The organism is Bradyrhizobium sp. CCBAU 051011, from assembly GCF_009930815.1.
Taxonomy (GTDB): domain Bacteria; phylum Pseudomonadota; class Alphaproteobacteria; order Rhizobiales; family Xanthobacteraceae; genus Bradyrhizobium.
This window is the reverse complement of record NZ_CP022222.1, coordinates 1,049,814-1,066,577: the sequence shown is the minus strand read 5'-3', so window position 1 is coordinate 1,066,577 and position 16,764 is coordinate 1,049,814. Positions and strand designations below refer to the sequence as shown.

Genomic DNA, 16,764 nt, shown 5'->3' with positions numbered 1-16,764 from the left:
TTTTCTTCGATCTCCAGAATTCGTTAACCGGTGCCGGGGTAGGGTGCCCTCACGTTCCTGGAGTGCTGCGTTATGGATATGATGGCTATGGTTTCGAGCATGCTCAGCATGCAGGCGGCGGGTACGCAGCAGCAGATCCAGACCTCGATCATCAAGCAGAACGCGGATGCGGAGAAAGCGGCGGTCCATACGCTGCTCGGCATCCCCTCGACGGCCAATCTCGCCCCCGGCGTCGGCGGCAACCTCAATATTACGGCCTGAATTCCAAAACCCTGTCTGGCCTCATCCTGAGGAGCCGCGTAACCGGCATCGAAGGCTGAATGACGCCAGCAGGGCCGCGTGGTTCTCCCGGCGATGCAAAGCATCGTCCGGAGACGGCGCTTCGCGCCTCCACAATGAGAGTTGACGACTATGACCCCGCCTTCATTGGCTGCATCGCAGCCTTGATCAGCTTGATCGCATCCTCGCTGGCCCATTCGGCGGGGCCGGCCAGGGTCGCGATTTCGCAGCCCTGGGCGTCTATCAGCACTGAAGTCGGCATGCCCAGCGCCTTGCCTATATTCTTAAGATCCTGAAAAACCTTGGCTTTCTGGTCAGCGAAATAGCCGAGCCGGGTCAGATTGGCCTCTTTCAGGAAATTTTTCGGCTTCTCGGGGTCGCGGGTGTCGATGTTGATGGCGACCACCTCGAAATCCTTGCCGCCGAGCGTGGTCTGCAGGCTCTCCAGCGCCGGCATTTCCTTGCGGCAAGGCACACACCAGGTGGCCCACAGGTTCACCAGCACGGTCTTGCCGCGCCATTCCGACAGCTTCCTCGGCTTGCCCTCGGCGTCGTCGAAGGCGAGGTCGGGAAGCCGCAGCGGGGTCGTCGCCATGGTCAGCGCGGCTACCTCACCATGCGCCAGCGGCGCGATCTTGCGGGCCAGTTCGACCGCCCCCGTGCAGGTGGGATCGCCGCCGCGCTTGAGGCCGCCGAGCCCGTAAAACAGGCCGATTCCGACCACGCCCGCAGCCACTACCGCGCCGATGGCGATCGGAATCCGGCGCGTCTTTGCCGGGCGGGGCGGGGGCATTTCGGGCATATCGTTTGTCATCCTGTATCAGTTACGGCTATGCAGGGCCCAAGAATACGATCGGCATTACGGTCGAGTTACGGCCGAAACCGGCCCGGCGTTTCGCCGAACGCTCGACGATATAGATGGCAAGGCACGGGAAGTCATGAGCAACAAGATGTGGGGCGGCCGGTTCACCGAGCGTCCCGATGCGATCATGGAGGAAATCAACGTCTCGATCGACGTCGACCGTCACCTCTATGCCCAGGACATCGCCGCGTCCAAGGCCCATGCCGCCATGCTGGCCGCGCAAGGCATTATCACTGCGGGTGATGCGAAAAATATCGGCAAGGGTCTAGACACGATTTTGTCAGAGATCGCCAAGGGCGGCTTCGACTTCAAGCGTGCGCTCGAAGACATCCATATGAATGTCGAGAGCCGGCTGTCCGAACTGATCGGGCCCGCTGCGGGCCGGCTGCACACCGCGCGCTCGCGCAACGACCAGGTCGCGACCGATTTCCGTCTCTATGTCCGCGACACGATCGATGAGACCGACGCGGCGCTGGCCGCCTTCCAGCACGCGCTGGCGTCCCGCGCGCTGGAACATGCCGCGACCGTAATGCCGGGCTTCACCCATTTGCAGACCGCCCAGCCCGTGACCTTCGGGCATCATCTGCTGGCCTATGTCGAGATGGCTGCGCGCGACCGCGGCCGCTTTGCCGATGCGCGCAGGCGGCTGAACGAATCACCGCTCGGCGCTGCTGCGCTGGCGGGAACCTCGTTCCCGATCGATCGCGCCGCGACCGCAAAAGCGCTCGGCTTCGATCGTCCCATGGCCAATTCGCTCGACGCCGTCTCGGATCGCGATTTCGTGCTCGAAACGCTCTCTGCAGCGTCGATCGCCGCCGTGCACATGTCACGCTTTGCCGAGGAGATCGTGATCTGGACCTCGCCGCTGGTCGGCCTGGTGCGGCTCTCCGACAAGTTCACCACCGGCTCCTCGATCATGCCGCAGAAGCGCAATCCGGACGCGGCCGAACTGGTGCGCGCCAAGACCGGCCGGGTGATTGGCGCGTTGAATGCTCTCCTGATCGTGATGAAGGGCCTGCCGCTCGCCTATCAAAAGGACATGCAGGAGGACAAGCAGGGCGCGATGGAGGCGTTTTCCGCGCTCTCGCTGGCGATTCGCGCCATGACCGGCATGGTCCTCGACCTCGTGCCCGACGAGAACAGGATGAAGGCCGCCGCCGGCGAGGGCTACGCCACCGCCACCGACCTCGCCGATTGGCTGGTGCGAACGCTGAAGATGCCGTTCCGCGACGCCCATCATGTCACCGGACGAATCGTCGGCCTGGCGTCCACGCAGGGCGTGGCGCTGCACGAACTGCCGCTGCAGGCGATGCAAGAGGTCGAGCCGAAGATTACCGCCGATGCCCTGCGCGTGCTGTCGGTGGAGGCATCCGTGAAGAGCCGGACCAGTTATGGCGGCACCGCGCCGAAGAACGTGGTTTCGCAGGCCAAAGCCTGGCTGAAACGGCTGGAAAAAGAGCGAAAATAGGCTTGAAGAGAAAATTTCGCTGCAATTTCATGGTTGTCAGTGGCCGATCGGCACTCGCCAGACCATGGCAATCTTTGTATGGTGCGGCGCGCATTGGGGATTTCGTCGTGATCAGTAACTACCGCCCGTCATCGTCGGGATGGGCCATCATCCTGTTGAGCGTGACCGCGCTCGCGCTCGGAGGCTGCGGCCGCAAGGGCGGGCTCGACCTGCCGCCGACCGCGGCGGCGCCGCAGGCTCAGGCGACGTCCGATACCGAGGCCGAGCGCGCGGCGCAGCCCGGCGTGTTCAATTCGACCTACGGAACCGACGCCGGCCCCAGCGCCCCCAAGGGCGGCAAGAAGAAATTCGTTCTCGATCCGCTGCTGGACTGAGCACGCCATGAACCATTTTGACTATCGCAACGGCGTGCTGCACGCCGAGGCCGTCAACCTGTCCGAACTGGCTGAAACCGTCGGCACGCCGTTCTATTGCTATTCGACGGCGACGCTGGAGCGCCATTACCGCGTCTTTACCGAGGCTTTTGCAGGCGAGAAGACGCTGGTCTGCTACGCCATGAAGGCGAATTCCAACCAGTCGGTGCTGCGCACGCTGGCCAAGCTCGGCGCTGGCGCCGACGTCGTCTCCGGCGGCGAATTGAAGCGGGCGCTGGCGGCGGGGATTCCGCCGAACAAGATTCTGTTTTCCGGCGTCGGCAAGACCGAGGCCGAGTTGCGCGCAGCGCTCGCTGCCGACATTCTCTGCATCAACGTCGAATCCGAGCCCGAACTGGAATTGCTGTCGAGGCTCGCGGTCGAAGCCGGAAAGACCGCGCGGATTTCCTTGCGGGTCAATCCTGACGTCGATGCCGGCACCCACGCCAAGATCGCCACCGGCAAGTCCGAGAACAAGTTCGGCATTCCGATCGAACGCGCCCGCGAGGTCTATGCCCGCGCGGCGAAGCTGCCGGGGATCGAGGTGACCGGCACCGACATGCATATCGGCAGCCAGATCACCGATCTCAGCAAGATGGAAACCGCGTTCCGGATCCTCTCCGATTTCGTGCAGACGCTGCGCGCCGACGGCCACAAGATCGAGCATATCGATTTCGGCGGCGGGCTCGGCATTCCCTATCACGCCGACCGCGAAGCCCCGCCCTTGCCATCCGCCTATGCCGCGATGGTCAAGCGGGTGACGCACAACCTCGGCTGCACGCTGATGTTCGAGCCGGGGCGCATGATCGTCGGCAATGCCGGCATCCTCGTCTCGCGGGTGATATATGTGAAGCCGGGCGAGGCCAAGAACTTCGTCATCATCGATGCCGCGATGAACGATCTGATCCGCCCGACGCTATACGAAGCCCATCACGACATCCTTCCCGTTCGCGAGGCGGGGAAGGGCGCGCGAACGATCACGGCCGACGTAGTCGGGCCGGTCTGCGAAACCGGCGACTACCTCGCGCTCGATCGTAACATGCCCGAGCCGAAGGCCGGTGATCTGCTGGCGATCATGACCGCCGGCGCCTACGGCGCGGTGCAGTCCGGCTTCTACAACACGCGTGCCCTGGTGCCGGAAGTCCTGGTCAAGGACGACCAGTACGCCGTGGTCCGCCCGCGCATCGAGGTCGACGAATTGATCGCGATGGACAAGCCGGCACCCTGGCTGTGAGCTTGTAGGATGGGTGGAGCGAAGCGATACCCATCATCTTCGCGATCTGTAATCGATCGGTATCGCTGCGCTCCACACATCCTACGCACTTGTCGCCAAGCTGCGCGTTCGCTGCTTACGAACAATGAGTCGTATCGATGAAACTTGGGCATGGGAAATCGCCATGGGGATAAAGCACCTTGCTGCGGCGCCCGCGGCGGCTCTTGCTCTCGGACTCTCCTTCACGCCGTCGGCTGCCATCTGCGATCTCGGCTTCATATCGCCTGCCATGGGTGAGCCGGCCGCACTCACGAAAAAGCAGTTGGATGCGCTCAACACATACAACAATTCACGCAGCCAATTTGAGCAGATCCTGCGCCAGCGGCGCGCGCAGATCAATTCGAACCAGCCGTTGCCCAACTTGCCGGGACAGGCGCTCTACCTTGCACGCAACAACATGATGAGCGCGTACAAGGACCTCACCGACGCGCTTCCGTCCAGAATAGGCGGGCCCAACAAATACGGAATCCCTCCGGCGTATTTCAGCGCCGACAATGAACCGCTGCTCGATGAGTACAGAAAACTCTTCGACATCATGCAGGCGCCGCCCGTCAGCGCGCAAAACTCGGATACGCCATTCAAGGACGTTGTCGATCTGGGCACGGCCATTGCGCGAGCCAGGGGCCTTGATGCGGCCAATGCCGAAGCCGCAGGCCGCATCAGCCTGGGGCTGTTCTTCGCCGAGACAAACGGCAACCAGAACATCGGGAATGCGCGCTCGAACAAATACAAGGGCAGTCTGCAATCAGGCATATCCGAAGATCAAAACGGGCAGAGGAAATGGGCAGCGATAAAGAAGTCGATAGCCGCCTTTGATCCCGCACTGAACGCGCGCGACGACAAGGAAGAGGCGCGGGCCGGCAATCTGGATCGTCGGTACAACCACTGGACCGCCGTACGGGATGCCCTCATGAACGCGCACGCGGATATTTTTCCGCAGGTGCCGGCGATCGTGAAAACGCTGCCGGACCCGATCGATCAGATGAAGCTGTTTGAACTCATCCAGATCATTCCCAGCCCGACCAAGTCGGCACTCCGCTCACGCAACCTGGTCGACTACCGGATTTCCGACCCTAGGATCATGGGATATCTGCGGAACAACAGCATGCTCACCTTTGGACAAGCCGACAGGGCCAAGACATCTGCAACCTTCCGCGAGATTCTGGATGCGATGTGGCTCTTCAACGAAAAATTTGAACGAGCGCTTTCCAAGTTCGACGAGATCAAGAAGCAGTCAAAGAGGTGAAGGCGGTGAGCCGGAAGGAGATGCAGGCCGCCACCGCGCCATCAGAGTGGGCCGAGGATTCCCCATCGAGGCTCGCAGAATTCCTTCACCGCCGCTGTGACGCCGCTGCTGATGATGTTCCGGCGTTCAGGTGAGCTCATCATGAGTTCTTCGTCCCGGTTGATAATCGAGCCCGCCTCCAGCAGGGCGGCAGCCATCCGGGTCTTTCTCAGTACGATGAGCTCATCGTAGCGATACACGCCGGTTTCCCTGTTCAGCAGCGGACGCTGGTGCCGGCCCATGATCGGCTCGGAATATTGCCTGGCATATTCGAGGCCCTGAGCCTTCATTTCTTTGCCGATCAGTTCGGCGAACGAGAGGCTCGTCTTGAAGTCCGGATTGTTGCGGGAGACGAAGACGGAATATCCGCTAAAGCGGTCGCTGAAACGGCTCTTCTTTCCCTCGAATTCCCAATCCTCGAGGAATTTGTTGGGCACGGAGTCATGGTGGATCGACAGGAGGAGGTCTGCGCGCAGATCGTTGGCGGTGGCGACGCGTTTGAAGAGGCTGCGCCTGGCCTTGCCCTCGGTCAGAAGCAATCTGGTCTCGGCAAAGCCTTCGGCCTTCAACTTCTGCTCGATCTGCTTCGCAAGGCGCAGGTTGAAGACAAATTCGGAGACGTTGCGAGCGCTGATCGCGCCTTCCGATTCGGCGGTATGTCCCACATCCAGCACGATCCGGAACTTTGCGGGTTCGCAACGCGTCGTGACCGGTTTCAAAGCGGCAGCGGGCAATTGGACCGGACCCAGCGCGGCAAGCTTTACAGTGTGGCGCTTTGACGAGGCTGTACGCTTCGCCAAAGCGGCTGACTTGGGCGAAGCGACGTGCTTCGCCGGCTTGGCTTGTCTTGACGATTTGCCTTGCTTTGGAGAGCCTTTGAAGAGATCCGACAGCCAGCCGGCGTTGCCGGCGTCGATCGGCAGCAGCACCACTGCAGCCATTGCCGCGATGACCGTGCGGCGGCCGGGCCAAAATCCCCAAGCGATACTGCCGAGATCACAAATGAACTCGCGGCGCTTCATGCTCGCTCCCCTGAAGGCATCATAGCATCAGATGCCGCAATGCCGGAAGAGGGGCGGTGATGTCCATTCCGGGTCAGTACGGAACACGACGCGATGCCTGCCGGATGTCTGTTTTTGTCTTTGGCGCGCGTCCGTTTCGTTCCCAATAACCGACGCAAATGCTCCCTATCCTCATGTCAGGTTTGTGGCAATTCCAGTCGTGAGCCGCCTTTCTTCCTGCTCGGCAAAGATTTCCCCCGGGGGCGCACCGATAGTTCCCTGCGACGATTGGCGGCGTGAGTGGTGCCGGCGGCGGTTGGTAGATTCAAGAATCACGATCTGACACTTTATGCGACAGAAGCGCGAACAGGCATTTCAACCGGGGCATGGCATGGCAAGTCGATTGGCGATGGCGCAGTCCACCTTGACGATGCGGCGTTGGGGGCTCGCGGCGATGGCCCTGCTTGCGACGCTGCCCGCCTCCGCCGTGGCGCAAAGGGCGCGCCCCGCGCCACCTGTCGAGGCAACGGCGCCGCGCGATGCAGGCGAGCCGATCATGGCAATCGTGTCGATCAAGACCCAGCACGTCACTTTCTACGACGCCGACGGCTGGATCGCGCGCGCACCGGTGTCGACCGGCACCACGGGACGGGAGACGCCTGCCGGCATCTTCGCCATCGTCGAGAAGAACAAGGACCACCGCTCATCTCTTTACGACGATGCCGAGATGCCGAACATGCAGCGCATCACCTGGAACGGTATCGCGCTTCACGGCGGGCCGTTGCCCGGGTATGCCGCCTCACACGGCTGCATTCGCATGCCTTTTGGCTTTGCGGAGAAGCTGTTCGACAGGACGCGGATCGGGATGCGGGTGATCATCTCGCCGAACGACGCGGCTCCGGTCGAGATTTCCCATCCGGCGCTGTTGATGCCGAAAGCCGACGCCGTCGCGGCTGCTCCGTCGCGTGCCGAGACGCTGGCCCGCGAGGCTGCAGAGGCCGTCAAGACGGCCGACGAGGCGAAGAAGGCCGCCGCGACAGCGGCGCGCGAGAGTGCAGCCCTCGCGGCATCGCTGCGCAAACTGGAAGGGCTCAAGAGGAACGCGGAAGCCGAGCTCGCATTCGCCGACAAGATGCTCGCCGCCGCAAAGACCGACCAGGCCAGGGCGCAGGCCGAGGACCGCAAGCAGAAGGCCGCCCTCAAGGCCGAGGAAGCAGCAAAGCAGCTCGACACAGCCAAGGCTGATGCGAGTTCGAAGCCCGACGCCGTCGTCGCCAAGACCGCCGCCAAAGCGGCCGAGACCCGGAAGGCCGAAGCCGTCAAAGCGGCGAGCGAGGCGAAGCTCGCGCTCGAGCCCGTCTCGATCTACATCAGCCGCGCGACGCAGAAGCTGTACGTGCGGCGCAACACGCACAAGCCGGCGCCGGACGGGGGCGGCGAGGTGTTCGATACGTCCATAGAGGTTCCAGTCGTAATCCGCGACCCCGGACGGAGGATCGGCACGCATGTGTTCACGGCGATGGCGCGCAACGACGCGGGCCTGCGCTGGAGCGCGGTCACGATCGACAACGGGGACGACGCCAGGAGTGCACTCGACCGCATCAGCATCCCGCAGGATGTGCTCGATCGCGTCGCGCCGACCGCATTGCCACGGTCCTCGATCGTCGTCTCGGACGAGCCGCTGAGCCGCGAGACCAACTATCGCACCGAGTTCGTCGCAGTGCTGAGCGACCAGCCCCAGGGCGGCTTCATTACGCGCCGGCCTTCGCCCGCCGTCGACATCGCGGACAGCAGCACCTGGGGCGGCGAAGGCGGTGGCTTCTTTTTTCAGCCCTGGAATTCCCCACCCCAAACCAGCAATTCGCGTCAGCGCGGGGGACAATCCTATTATCCGGCGCAACGGGGCTATCCGGCGCAACAAGACTATCCGATGCAACCGGGCTATCCGATGCAACCGGGCCGGTGGTGAGACGCGGTACGCCAAGTCAGGCCGCATAGCAGCTCAGGGGCATTGACCCCGGTCTGCACTATCCCAAACAGCGGACGTCAATCAGGACAGCCACAAGTCCGCTTCGGTCATTGGCGGAAATCGAACATCCCGGTGCCCTGGTCCGCTTCTCCTCACGGAAACGTTTTGAGCGATGTAAGCCAATTCACATACCGCAGAGCGCCACCGCAATATCCTTTGATCCGATATCGCGTCGGTTCCGCGGTGGCTTTGAAAGCGGCGCGCTGGTCTTAACCCGGTCGTTCGAAAACGCGGGTAGTGAGACCGGACGCCAATTTTGAATGGCAGGCTTACCCGCTCTGAACGGGCGGATCGTACTAAGCAGTTGCCGGATTGCATTGGCACGCAATTCCATTCGCAAGTAGGTCGCTATGGACCGAACTGCTGGCAAGGAAAGCGGTTACCGCGCCATACCGCATCGGTCGATGCGGAGACGAAGTGGCAGTGCTTTGATTGCGATGCTCTCCACCGCATGCATCGTCATGCTCGCGAGCGAAGCCAGTGCTCAATGCACGGCGCGAGCCGTTCTGCAGAACCGCTTGACGCTCAAAGTAGCTCCCTCCAATACGCCGCGGGCTCCACTCAAATCGGCCTTCACGGTTCCGGTGTGGAGGACGATTACAGTCGGAACGTTTGCAAATTCCTTTGCCCTGCTTAACGCGTTGGACGCGGCAGGCTGCGGCATCGGCAGCTCGGCGGAGGAAATTCTCGCTCGGCCGGCCTTTAACGTCGGCAGGACGAAAACAAACGTGGAGCTATTTGCGGTGTCGGCCGCCGAACTCGGCTTTCAGACCGATACTGTGCGGCTGGCGGACGTTTATGCGCGCGCTCGACAATTGGGTTTCGGACTTGCGGCGGCAGAGGTCGCTCCGCAGCTGAGGCTGCAATATTTCGACCAGCCGATGGGTGAATTTCTCGTCGCAATGGACCCGATCAAAACGTGGAAGGGCGACCCTGTCATTTTGGCGGTGGCCAACGGCGGAGCGGGATTAGTCTTGATCGGCCGAGATGGCAGCGCTGACGCGGAAATACCAGTAGCGTCCCGCTTCCTGTTCGTGCGGTCCAACGAAGCCGCATTGGCGAAGGCGGTTCGCGGGGGTGATGAGGCCGCAACGCTCGGCCGTCGCTGAGTTTCGGGCGAATAGTTCCCGACTTGAGCAGTCAAGCGGACTAGCTTGCGAGGAGTGACTCACCAGGTAGGAAAACCGATAGGCGAGCGCCACATTTGAAAGCTGCGAGGGTATGCATAGCGGAAGTCGTTTCCCGGGCTGCGACGCCGCTTCTTGATGCCGCCTTGCGGCTCGCCGCTCAACAGCACCACGAATTCCGTTCCCTTGCCGGTTTCCGAACTCAGCGCCTCGTCCGTGACGATCAGGGAAGATCGCGGCGTAATGCTGCCGATGCGATCCAGTACGTCCTGCGGAATGGCGATGCGGTCGAGCGCGGCCTTTGCGCTATCCGGATTCGGCTGCTCCGGCTCAACGCCGCGAGCACTACTTCCGTGCGCCCGGCTGCCTACCTCAACAGTGCCACTCAGCGCAGGTCCCCCGCGCAATGAGACGACGTTCCATCGCAACTTAGCATCGTCGGTCGCGCGCTCGATGGCGGTAAAGACATGCGTGCCGATTGGGCGATCCGGGTCTGCGATCGTGACCGGACTTTCAAGGATGGGCTTGAACGCCTGACGGACATAAAGCCGCTGGGTCTTGCGGCTGATCGCCACCGATATCGGCTGGAGTTCGTGTGCGACCTGGCGCGCCGCCTCGGCGGCCGTGACGCGCGCGCTCTCCGCCGCCGCGGCGGCTTCACGCGCGGACGTGACGGCATCGAGCCTCAGTTGCAGATTTACGTTGGCGACGTCCCATTGCAGCTGCAGTTCAGCGATTTTGGCAACGGCCTGCGCCTTGGCGTCCTCAGCCTGCTCCTTTGCCTCCGCCGAGATGCCAGAGCCGAGTCTAGTTTCGACGGCTGCCAATTGCGCCTCGGCGATGCGCCTCAGATTTTCCGCCGTGCGAACCGGTGCTCTGGCCTGCGTGGCCTCACGCAAGGCCATCGCGGCGGCCGTTCGTGCCTCGGCTGCTTTCCTCGTGGCCTCTTGCGCCTCTGCGGTGCGGGCGGCGGCCAAGGCGGCGGCATCCGGCTTGGGTTGGAACAGAAGCGGATGGGCGAGTTCAATTGGCGCCACATCGGTTGGCGCCACGATCACCCGCATGCCCATCATAGTCTCGCCGAACAGGTGTTCGGCGAAGTTGAAGGGCAGCCGGATACAGCCATGGGACGCCGGACGCCCCGGCAGGACGCCGCCATGGAGTGCGATGCCCGACCAGGTGATGCGTTGCATGTGCGGCATGAAGGCGTCGTCATACAGGTTCGAATAATGCTCCTCGACCTTCTGGATGACGCTGAAGATGCCTGCGGGCGTCTCGCGTCCCTTGGTGCCGCTCGATACCGGCGCCCGCAGGATCCATCCCTTGGAATCGTAGACGGTGATCCGCTGGGTGCGAAGCGAAACGATGGCCATGGTCGGCTCGCCGGCGCTGCGCGACTGAACCGACTCGATCGGTCGTTCGCTCTGTCCGCTTCTGGCGGAGGCATCGTTCCGCGCCGCGATCAGTACGGCCAGACCCATAACGGCAAGATATGCAGGCCGCAGCCGCTTTTGCTTGCACGTCGGATTTACGCAACGAGACGTCATGCGCGTCCCAACTGGTCGACGGGGTCAACGCCAACTTCTACCCAAGCAGATTCGGAACGTAACGCCATTCGGCCGGACTTGCCAACCTGGAACTGCGCAAATGCTCAAGGACCGCCAGCCGCGCACCGCACCGCTGTCCGGCACGCGCCAGCAGATGGACCGGCCGTCCTCGTTAGCTCGCCGCGGGGCCACCTTTTGCGCCACCCACTACGACGCCCGCCGCCTTTTCGATCGGCTTGATCGCCGCGGTGAAATCCGACTCTGCACCCTCGTCGCGGATGATGACTTCCCAGAGCCGGCCGACCGCCTCGGCGACTTCCATCGACAGCCCCAGCGATTTCATCTCGTCCAGCGCAAGCCGCACGTCCTTGACCATCAGCCCCGTGGCGAAGCCAAAATCGAAGCTGCGCGGCAAGACCGAGCGCGGAAACTTGTCGCGGCTCGCGGTGTTGAGTCCGGAACCGGCGTTGATGACGTCGATCATCACGGCCGGATCGAGCCCCGCCTTGACGCCCATCACCACGGCTTCTGATGTTGCGACCATGGCGGTCGCCGACAGGAAATTGTTGGCGAGCTTCATGGTCTGTGCCGAGCCCGGTTTCTCGCCGATGAAGAACACTTTTCCGATCACGTCGAGCGCGCCCTTCACCGTCTCGCAATCGGCGCGCGGGCCGGAGACCATCACGGCGAGCGTTCCCTTCTCGGCGCCGCCGACGCCGCCGCTCACGGGGCTGTCGATCTGCACGATGTTTCGCTTGGCCAGCAGCCCGTGAATTTTCGTTGCCATCTGCGAGCCAACGGTGGAGAGGTCGACAAATCGCTTGACGCGCTTGCCGTCGATCACGCCGCCCGCGCCGGTCGCGACCTCGAGCGAAGCCTGCAGCGACGGCAGGCTGGCCAGCACGGTCTCGCAGCGGTCGGCAATATCCTTGGGCGATGATGCCGCCTGCGCGCCGAGCGCGACGAGCTTGTCGACGGCCTCCTTCCGAGTATCGAACACGGTGAGTTGGTGCTTGGCTTCGATCAGGCGGCGGGCCATCGGGAAGCCCATCTTCCCGAGGCCGATGAATCCGATTTCCATGGTGTCTCCCCGAATTCGTCATTGCTGTCGATGTTCACTAATTCGCTGATTGGATCGCAGTGGTCTTGGTAGCGGCGAAGGCCTTGGGAGTTTGCCCCGCCAAGGCCTGATGGGGCCTGTGGTTGTTGTAGTAGATTAGGTACTCGAACAGTTCGTTGGCAAAGTGATCGAGATTGTCGAAGGTGGCGCCCTCGATAACGTCCTCGTCGAGGGTGCGCCAGAAGCGTTCGACCTTGCCATTGGTCTGCGGTCGATAGGGCCTGGAGTAGCGGTGTTTGATGCCAAGCTCGAGCAGCATGGCCTCGAACGGATGCTCGTCCGGCTTGGTGCGGGCGGCGAACTCGGCGCCGTTGTCGGACAGGATTTCCTGGAAGACGAGCCCATAGGTGACGTTGAGGGTGTTGATCATCTTCAGGGTCTTGAACATGACCGGCAGCGCCTTCTTGGACGTCAGGACCTCGGCCCAGGCCAGCCGCGAGCAGCTGTCGATCAGGCTGATGATGTAGGCCGTGACCGGGGGTGGCGCGAGGAACATATCGCGCGGCAATTGATGCAGATCGACGTGGCCCAGCTCCCCGAGCTTGTCCTTGATAATGCGACGTTTCTCCTCACGCATCGCCACCGTGCGGCGGTTCAGCTGGTAGCGTCTCAGCACCCGGTAGATCGTTACGGGCGAAGGTACCGTGTCGCGCTTCTCACGCAAGACGGCATGAATCTCGTAGCGGTTCATCCCCCGCCTGCGGTGGGCGACGATCTCCGCCTCGATCCCTTCCGGCTCGCGCCGTTCCCGCCATTTGGGCCCGCGCCGGCGCGGCAGCAGGTCCGCTTCCTCACCGCTCTGCAGATAGCGATTGTAATACTTGCGGAAGGTCTGCGAGCAGGTCCCGTGATGGCGGTAGAAGTCGCCGACCCGCTTGAACAGCGGGGATCGACCAGCCTTCACCGCCTCATATTCCGGGATCAGAAACCGCCACTTCTGCAGATAGTTGCGTTCAATCGTCCGGTCGTAGCTATTGTCGCGCATCGGATCGTCCTCCAGAGGAGCGATCCAATCAGCGAATTAGTGAACATGCACAATTGCGAGCGAAGCGAAGCAATCCACCCTTCGGCTTGCGGGACTATGGATTGCTTCGCTTCGCTCGCAATGACGGTTGAAACGGTTTTGTTGTTATTCGACCGCTCTTACGCCTTGTCCAATTCAGCGAACACTTCGCGCGCGATGCGAAAGCTGTCGACGCCCGCCGGAATGCCGGCATAGATCGAAACCTGCATGAATATCTCGCGGATCTCGTCGCGGCTGACGCCGTTGGTCAGCGCGCCCTTGATGTGCGCCTTCAATTCGTGCGGGCGGTTCAGGATCGAGATCATGGCGAGATTGAGCATGCTGCGGGTCTTGCGCGGCAGTTCGTCGCGTCCCCACACCGCGCCCCAGCAATATTCGGTGACGAGTTCCTGAAACGGCTTGTTGAAGCTGTCGGCATTCTTCAGGGCGTTGTTGACATAGGCCTCGCCGAGCACGGCTTTACGAATTTCCAGGCCCTTGTCGTGTGTCTTCTGGTCCATGTCGTTTCCTCGTATTTTTACGGTTCGGCGCACGTTAGGGGGTGGGGCGCCCGCAGTCACGCCTTCGTGTTATGCGTATTTCCGGGTGTGGGTTACCCCCGGAACAGGTGCCTCATTGCCGCCGTTGTGCTAGGCTGACGTGTCGGCAACCCGGAGAGATTGTTGAGCGGCGCATCCCCCGACCCCACCAAACCCGCGCGCGAGCCGGACGCGCTCGCGCGGCTGCAACTGACGCAGGCCCTGCAACGGGCTCAGTATGCGATTGCGTGGGAGCGCGCCTGGCCGGGCCTCGCCCGGTTTCTGAGCGTCGTCGGACTGTTTCTGGTGGCGTCCTGGGCCGGGCTGTGGCTGGCGCTGCCGTTCCTGGCGCGTGCGATCGGCATCGGCCTGTTCGCCTTCGCGAGCTTGGCCGCGCTGTTCCCGCTCGCGCGGTTTCGCTGGCCAAGCCGCGAAGAGGGCTTGAGCCGGCTCGACCGCGGTACCGGCATCCGCCACCGCCCGGCGACCGCGCTGACCGATACGCTTCAGTCCAAGGATCCGATCGCGCAGGCGCTGTGGCGCGAGCAGCGCGAGCGCACGCTGGCCTCGATCAAGCGGATCCGTGCCGGGCTACCTTCGCCGCGGCTGCCGATCCACGATCCCTGGGCGTTGCGCGCGCTGGTCATGGTGATGCTGGCGGCCGCCTATGTCGCCGCCGGCGACGAGCGCGCGCTGCGCATAGCCGCCGCGTTCGACTGGAACGGCGTGCTGGCGCCGGCCAACGTCCGGGTCGATGCCTGGGTGACCCCGCCGCCCTATACCGGCAAGCCGCCCGTCATTCTGTCCGCCGCCAACCGGGATGCAGCTTCTCCTGATAGCGGAGCCCCGTTGCCGGTGCCATCAGGCAGCACGCTCCTGGTGCGCTCCAGCGGCGGCACCATCGACGTCGTGGTCGGCGGCGGTGTGACCGAGGTCGCCCCGAGCGAGCAGGCGCCGAAGGGCACCAACGAACGGCATTTCAAGATCACAGGCGACGGCAGCGCGCATGTTCGTGCGCCGTCCGGCCAGCCGCTGTGGCGCTTTGCGGCCACGCCCGACCGTGCGCCGAGCATTTCACTGGCCAAGGATCCGGAACGCCAGGCCCGCGGCTCGCTGCAGATGTCCTACAAGCTGGAGGACGATTACGGCGTCACCGAAGCCCGCGCGCAATTTGCCGCCCGCAATCCGGATGCGGCCAAAGATAATGCGGTCAAGGATGATGCGGCCAAGGACAAGGACGCGAAGGATGGCAATGCCGGGCGGCGGCCGCTGTTCGATGCGCCGCAGTTTGCGCTGGTGCTGCCGAATGCGCGCACGCGCAACGGCGTCGGTCAGACGGTGAAGGATCTCAGCGAAGACCCATACGCCGGTGCCGATGTGACGCTGACGCTCACGGCCAAGGACGAGGCCGGCAATGAGGGCAAGAGCGAGCCGCACAACATGCGGCTGCCGGAGCGGCTGTTCACCAAACCTCTGGCGCGTGCGCTGATCGAGCAGCGCCGCATCCTGGCGCTTGACGCCAACCAGAACGCGCTAGTTTATGCCGCGCTCGACGCGCTGATGATCGCGCCGGAGCTGTTCACGCCCGAATCCGGTCATTATCTCGGTCTCTTCAGTGTTAAGCACCAGCTCGAGGCGGCGCGCACCGATGACGCGCTGCGCGAGGTCGTCGCCAGCCTGTGGGCGCTGGCGGTGACCATCGAGGACGGCAACATCACCGATGTCGACAAGGCGTTGCGCGCCGCCCAGGAGGCGCTCAAGCAGGCGCTGGAGCGCGGCGCCACCGACGAGGAGATCAAGAAGCTCACGGACAATCTGCGCGCCGCGCTGGATAATTTCCTGCGCCAGCTCGCCGAGCAGTTCCGCAACAATCCGCAGCAACTGGCGCGCCCGCTCGATCCCAACACCAAGATGCTGAGCCAGCAGGATCTCAAGAGCATGCTCGACCGGCTGGAGCGGATGTCGCGTTCCGGCGACAAGGAGGCCGCCAAGCAATTGCTTGAGCAGCTGCAGCAGATGCTGGAAAACCTGCAGATGGCGCAGCCCGGCCAGGGCGGCGACAACGACATGGAGCAGGCGCTGAACGAGCTCGGCGACATGATCCGCAAGCAGCAGCAACTGCGCGACAAGACCTACAAGCAGGGCCAGGATTCCAGGCGCGACCGCATGCGCGGCAAGCAGGGCGACCAGAGCATGGGCGACCTGCAGCAGGACCAGCAGGGCCTGCGCGACCGGCTGAAGAAATTGCAGGAAGAGCTCGCCAAGCGCGGCATGGGCCCGGGCCAGCGCGGCCAGCAGGGCCAGCAGGGGCAGGGCCAGCAAGGCCAGGGCGGCGAGCAGGGCGACGGCGAGGACGGGCTCGATCAGGCCGATAACGCCATGGGCGATGCTACCGGCCGGCTCGGCGAGGGCAATGCCGACGGCGCGGTGGACTCTCAGGGCCGCGCGCTGGATGCGTTGCGCAAGGGCGCCCAGAGCCTTGCCGAGGCCATGCAGCAGGGCGACGGCGATCAGCCGGGCGACGGCCCCGGCAACCCCAGGGGCCGCCAGCAGGGCGCGCAAAACTCCACCGATCCGCTCGGACGTCCGATGCGCAACAACGAATTCACCGACGACTATACGGTGAAGATCCCCGGCGAGATCGACGTGCAGCGGGTGCGCCGGATTCTGGAAGAACTGCGCCGCCGCCTTGGCGATCCGTCCCGTCCGCAGATCGAACTCGACTACATCGAGCGGCTGCTGAAGGATTATTGAGCGGTCCAGCTCTTTCCACCGTCATTGCGAGCCAACGGGTCGCGCGAATGCGCGCCCGATGACA

At 63.3% G+C, this 16,764-nt stretch carries 14 protein-coding genes; 8 read left to right on the top strand and 6 right to left on the bottom strand.

Annotated elements, in window-relative coordinates; genetic code table 11:
• Positions 1 to 72: 72 nt before the first annotated feature.
• Positions 73 to 261: a putative motility protein gene (locus tag ACH79_RS05105; RefSeq protein WP_161850038.1), complete on the top strand. Its 189-nt coding sequence runs from the start codon at positions 73 to 75 to the stop codon at positions 259 to 261.
• A gap of 148 nt (positions 262 to 409) precedes the next feature.
• On the opposite strand, the gene ACH79_RS05100 is transcribed toward ACH79_RS05105, so the two are convergent.
• Positions 410 to 1,081 (bottom strand): TlpA disulfide reductase family protein, encoded by a 672-nt coding sequence (locus ACH79_RS05100; protein WP_371419368.1) that lies wholly within the window; start codon positions 1,079 to 1,081, stop codon positions 410 to 412.
• A 136-nt stretch (positions 1,082 to 1,217) separates the two neighbouring features.
• Between ACH79_RS05100 and argH the strand changes: the two genes are divergently transcribed.
• The 4 genes from argH (at position 1,218) to ACH79_RS05080 (ending at position 5,541) form a co-directional block, all read left to right on the top strand.
• Positions 1,218 to 2,609: an argininosuccinate lyase gene (argH, locus tag ACH79_RS05095; protein WP_161850037.1), complete on the top strand. Its 1,392-nt coding sequence runs from the start codon at positions 1,218 to 1,220 to the stop codon at positions 2,607 to 2,609.
• Between the two features lie 107 nt (positions 2,610 to 2,716).
• On the top strand, positions 2,717 to 2,983 hold the full coding sequence (locus ACH79_RS05090; RefSeq protein WP_161850036.1) for a lipoprotein: 267 nt from the start codon (positions 2,717 to 2,719) through the stop codon (positions 2,981 to 2,983).
• Positions 2,984 to 2,990: 7 nt separating this feature from the next.
• Positions 2,991 to 4,256, top strand: coding sequence for a diaminopimelate decarboxylase (lysA, locus tag ACH79_RS05085; RefSeq protein WP_161850035.1), 1,266 nt, complete (start codon positions 2,991 to 2,993; stop codon positions 4,254 to 4,256).
• Between the two features lie 163 nt (positions 4,257 to 4,419).
• The gene (locus ACH79_RS05080; RefSeq protein WP_161850034.1) at positions 4,420 to 5,541 is read left to right on the top strand and encodes a hypothetical protein; all 1,122 of its coding nucleotides are present in this window, start codon (positions 4,420 to 4,422) and stop codon (positions 5,539 to 5,541) included.
• 41 nt (positions 5,542 to 5,582) lie between these two features.
• Here the strand turns inward: ACH79_RS05080 and ACH79_RS05075 are convergent, their stop codons facing one another.
• Positions 5,583 to 6,602: an N-acetylmuramoyl-L-alanine amidase gene (locus tag ACH79_RS05075; protein ID WP_371419367.1), complete on the bottom strand. Its 1,020-nt coding sequence runs from the start codon at positions 6,600 to 6,602 to the stop codon at positions 5,583 to 5,585.
• Positions 6,603 to 6,972: 370 nt separating this feature from the next.
• Between ACH79_RS05075 and ACH79_RS05070 the strand changes: the two genes are divergently transcribed.
• Complete coding sequence (locus ACH79_RS05070; RefSeq protein WP_161850033.1) at positions 6,973 to 8,550, top strand: L,D-transpeptidase; 1,578 nt, start codon at positions 6,973 to 6,975, stop codon at positions 8,548 to 8,550.
• A 788-nt stretch (positions 8,551 to 9,338) separates the two neighbouring features.
• A complete protein-coding gene (locus tag ACH79_RS45000) occupies positions 9,339 to 9,719 on the top strand; it encodes a hypothetical protein (protein ID WP_371419366.1) in 381 nt (126 codons plus the stop codon).
• Positions 9,720 to 9,778: 59 nt separating this feature from the next.
• Here the strand turns inward: ACH79_RS45000 and ACH79_RS05060 are convergent, their stop codons facing one another.
• The 4 genes from ACH79_RS05060 to ACH79_RS05045 all read right to left on the bottom strand — a co-directional run bounded on the left by ACH79_RS05060 (position 9,779) and on the right by ACH79_RS05045 (position 13,928).
• Positions 9,779 to 11,218, bottom strand: coding sequence for a L,D-transpeptidase family protein (locus tag ACH79_RS05060; RefSeq protein WP_161850031.1), 1,440 nt, complete (start codon positions 11,216 to 11,218; stop codon positions 9,779 to 9,781).
• A 238-nt stretch (positions 11,219 to 11,456) separates the two neighbouring features.
• Positions 11,457 to 12,365: an NAD(P)-dependent oxidoreductase gene (locus ACH79_RS05055; RefSeq protein WP_161850030.1), complete on the bottom strand. Its 909-nt coding sequence runs from the start codon at positions 12,363 to 12,365 to the stop codon at positions 11,457 to 11,459.
• 37 nt (positions 12,366 to 12,402) lie between these two features.
• Positions 12,403 to 13,389, bottom strand: a complete 987-nt coding sequence (locus ACH79_RS05050; RefSeq protein WP_161849690.1) for an integrase core domain-containing protein — start codon at positions 13,387 to 13,389, stop codon at positions 12,403 to 12,405.
• A 158-nt stretch (positions 13,390 to 13,547) separates the two neighbouring features.
• Positions 13,548 to 13,928: a carboxymuconolactone decarboxylase family protein gene (locus tag ACH79_RS05045; RefSeq protein ID WP_161850029.1), complete on the bottom strand. Its 381-nt coding sequence runs from the start codon at positions 13,926 to 13,928 to the stop codon at positions 13,548 to 13,550.
• Between the two features lie 162 nt (positions 13,929 to 14,090).
• Between ACH79_RS05045 and ACH79_RS05040 the strand changes: the two genes are divergently transcribed.
• A complete protein-coding gene (locus tag ACH79_RS05040; RefSeq protein ID WP_161850028.1) occupies positions 14,091 to 16,700 on the top strand; it encodes a TIGR02302 family protein in 2,610 nt (869 codons plus the stop codon).
• Positions 16,701 to 16,764: the final 64 nt, after the last annotated feature.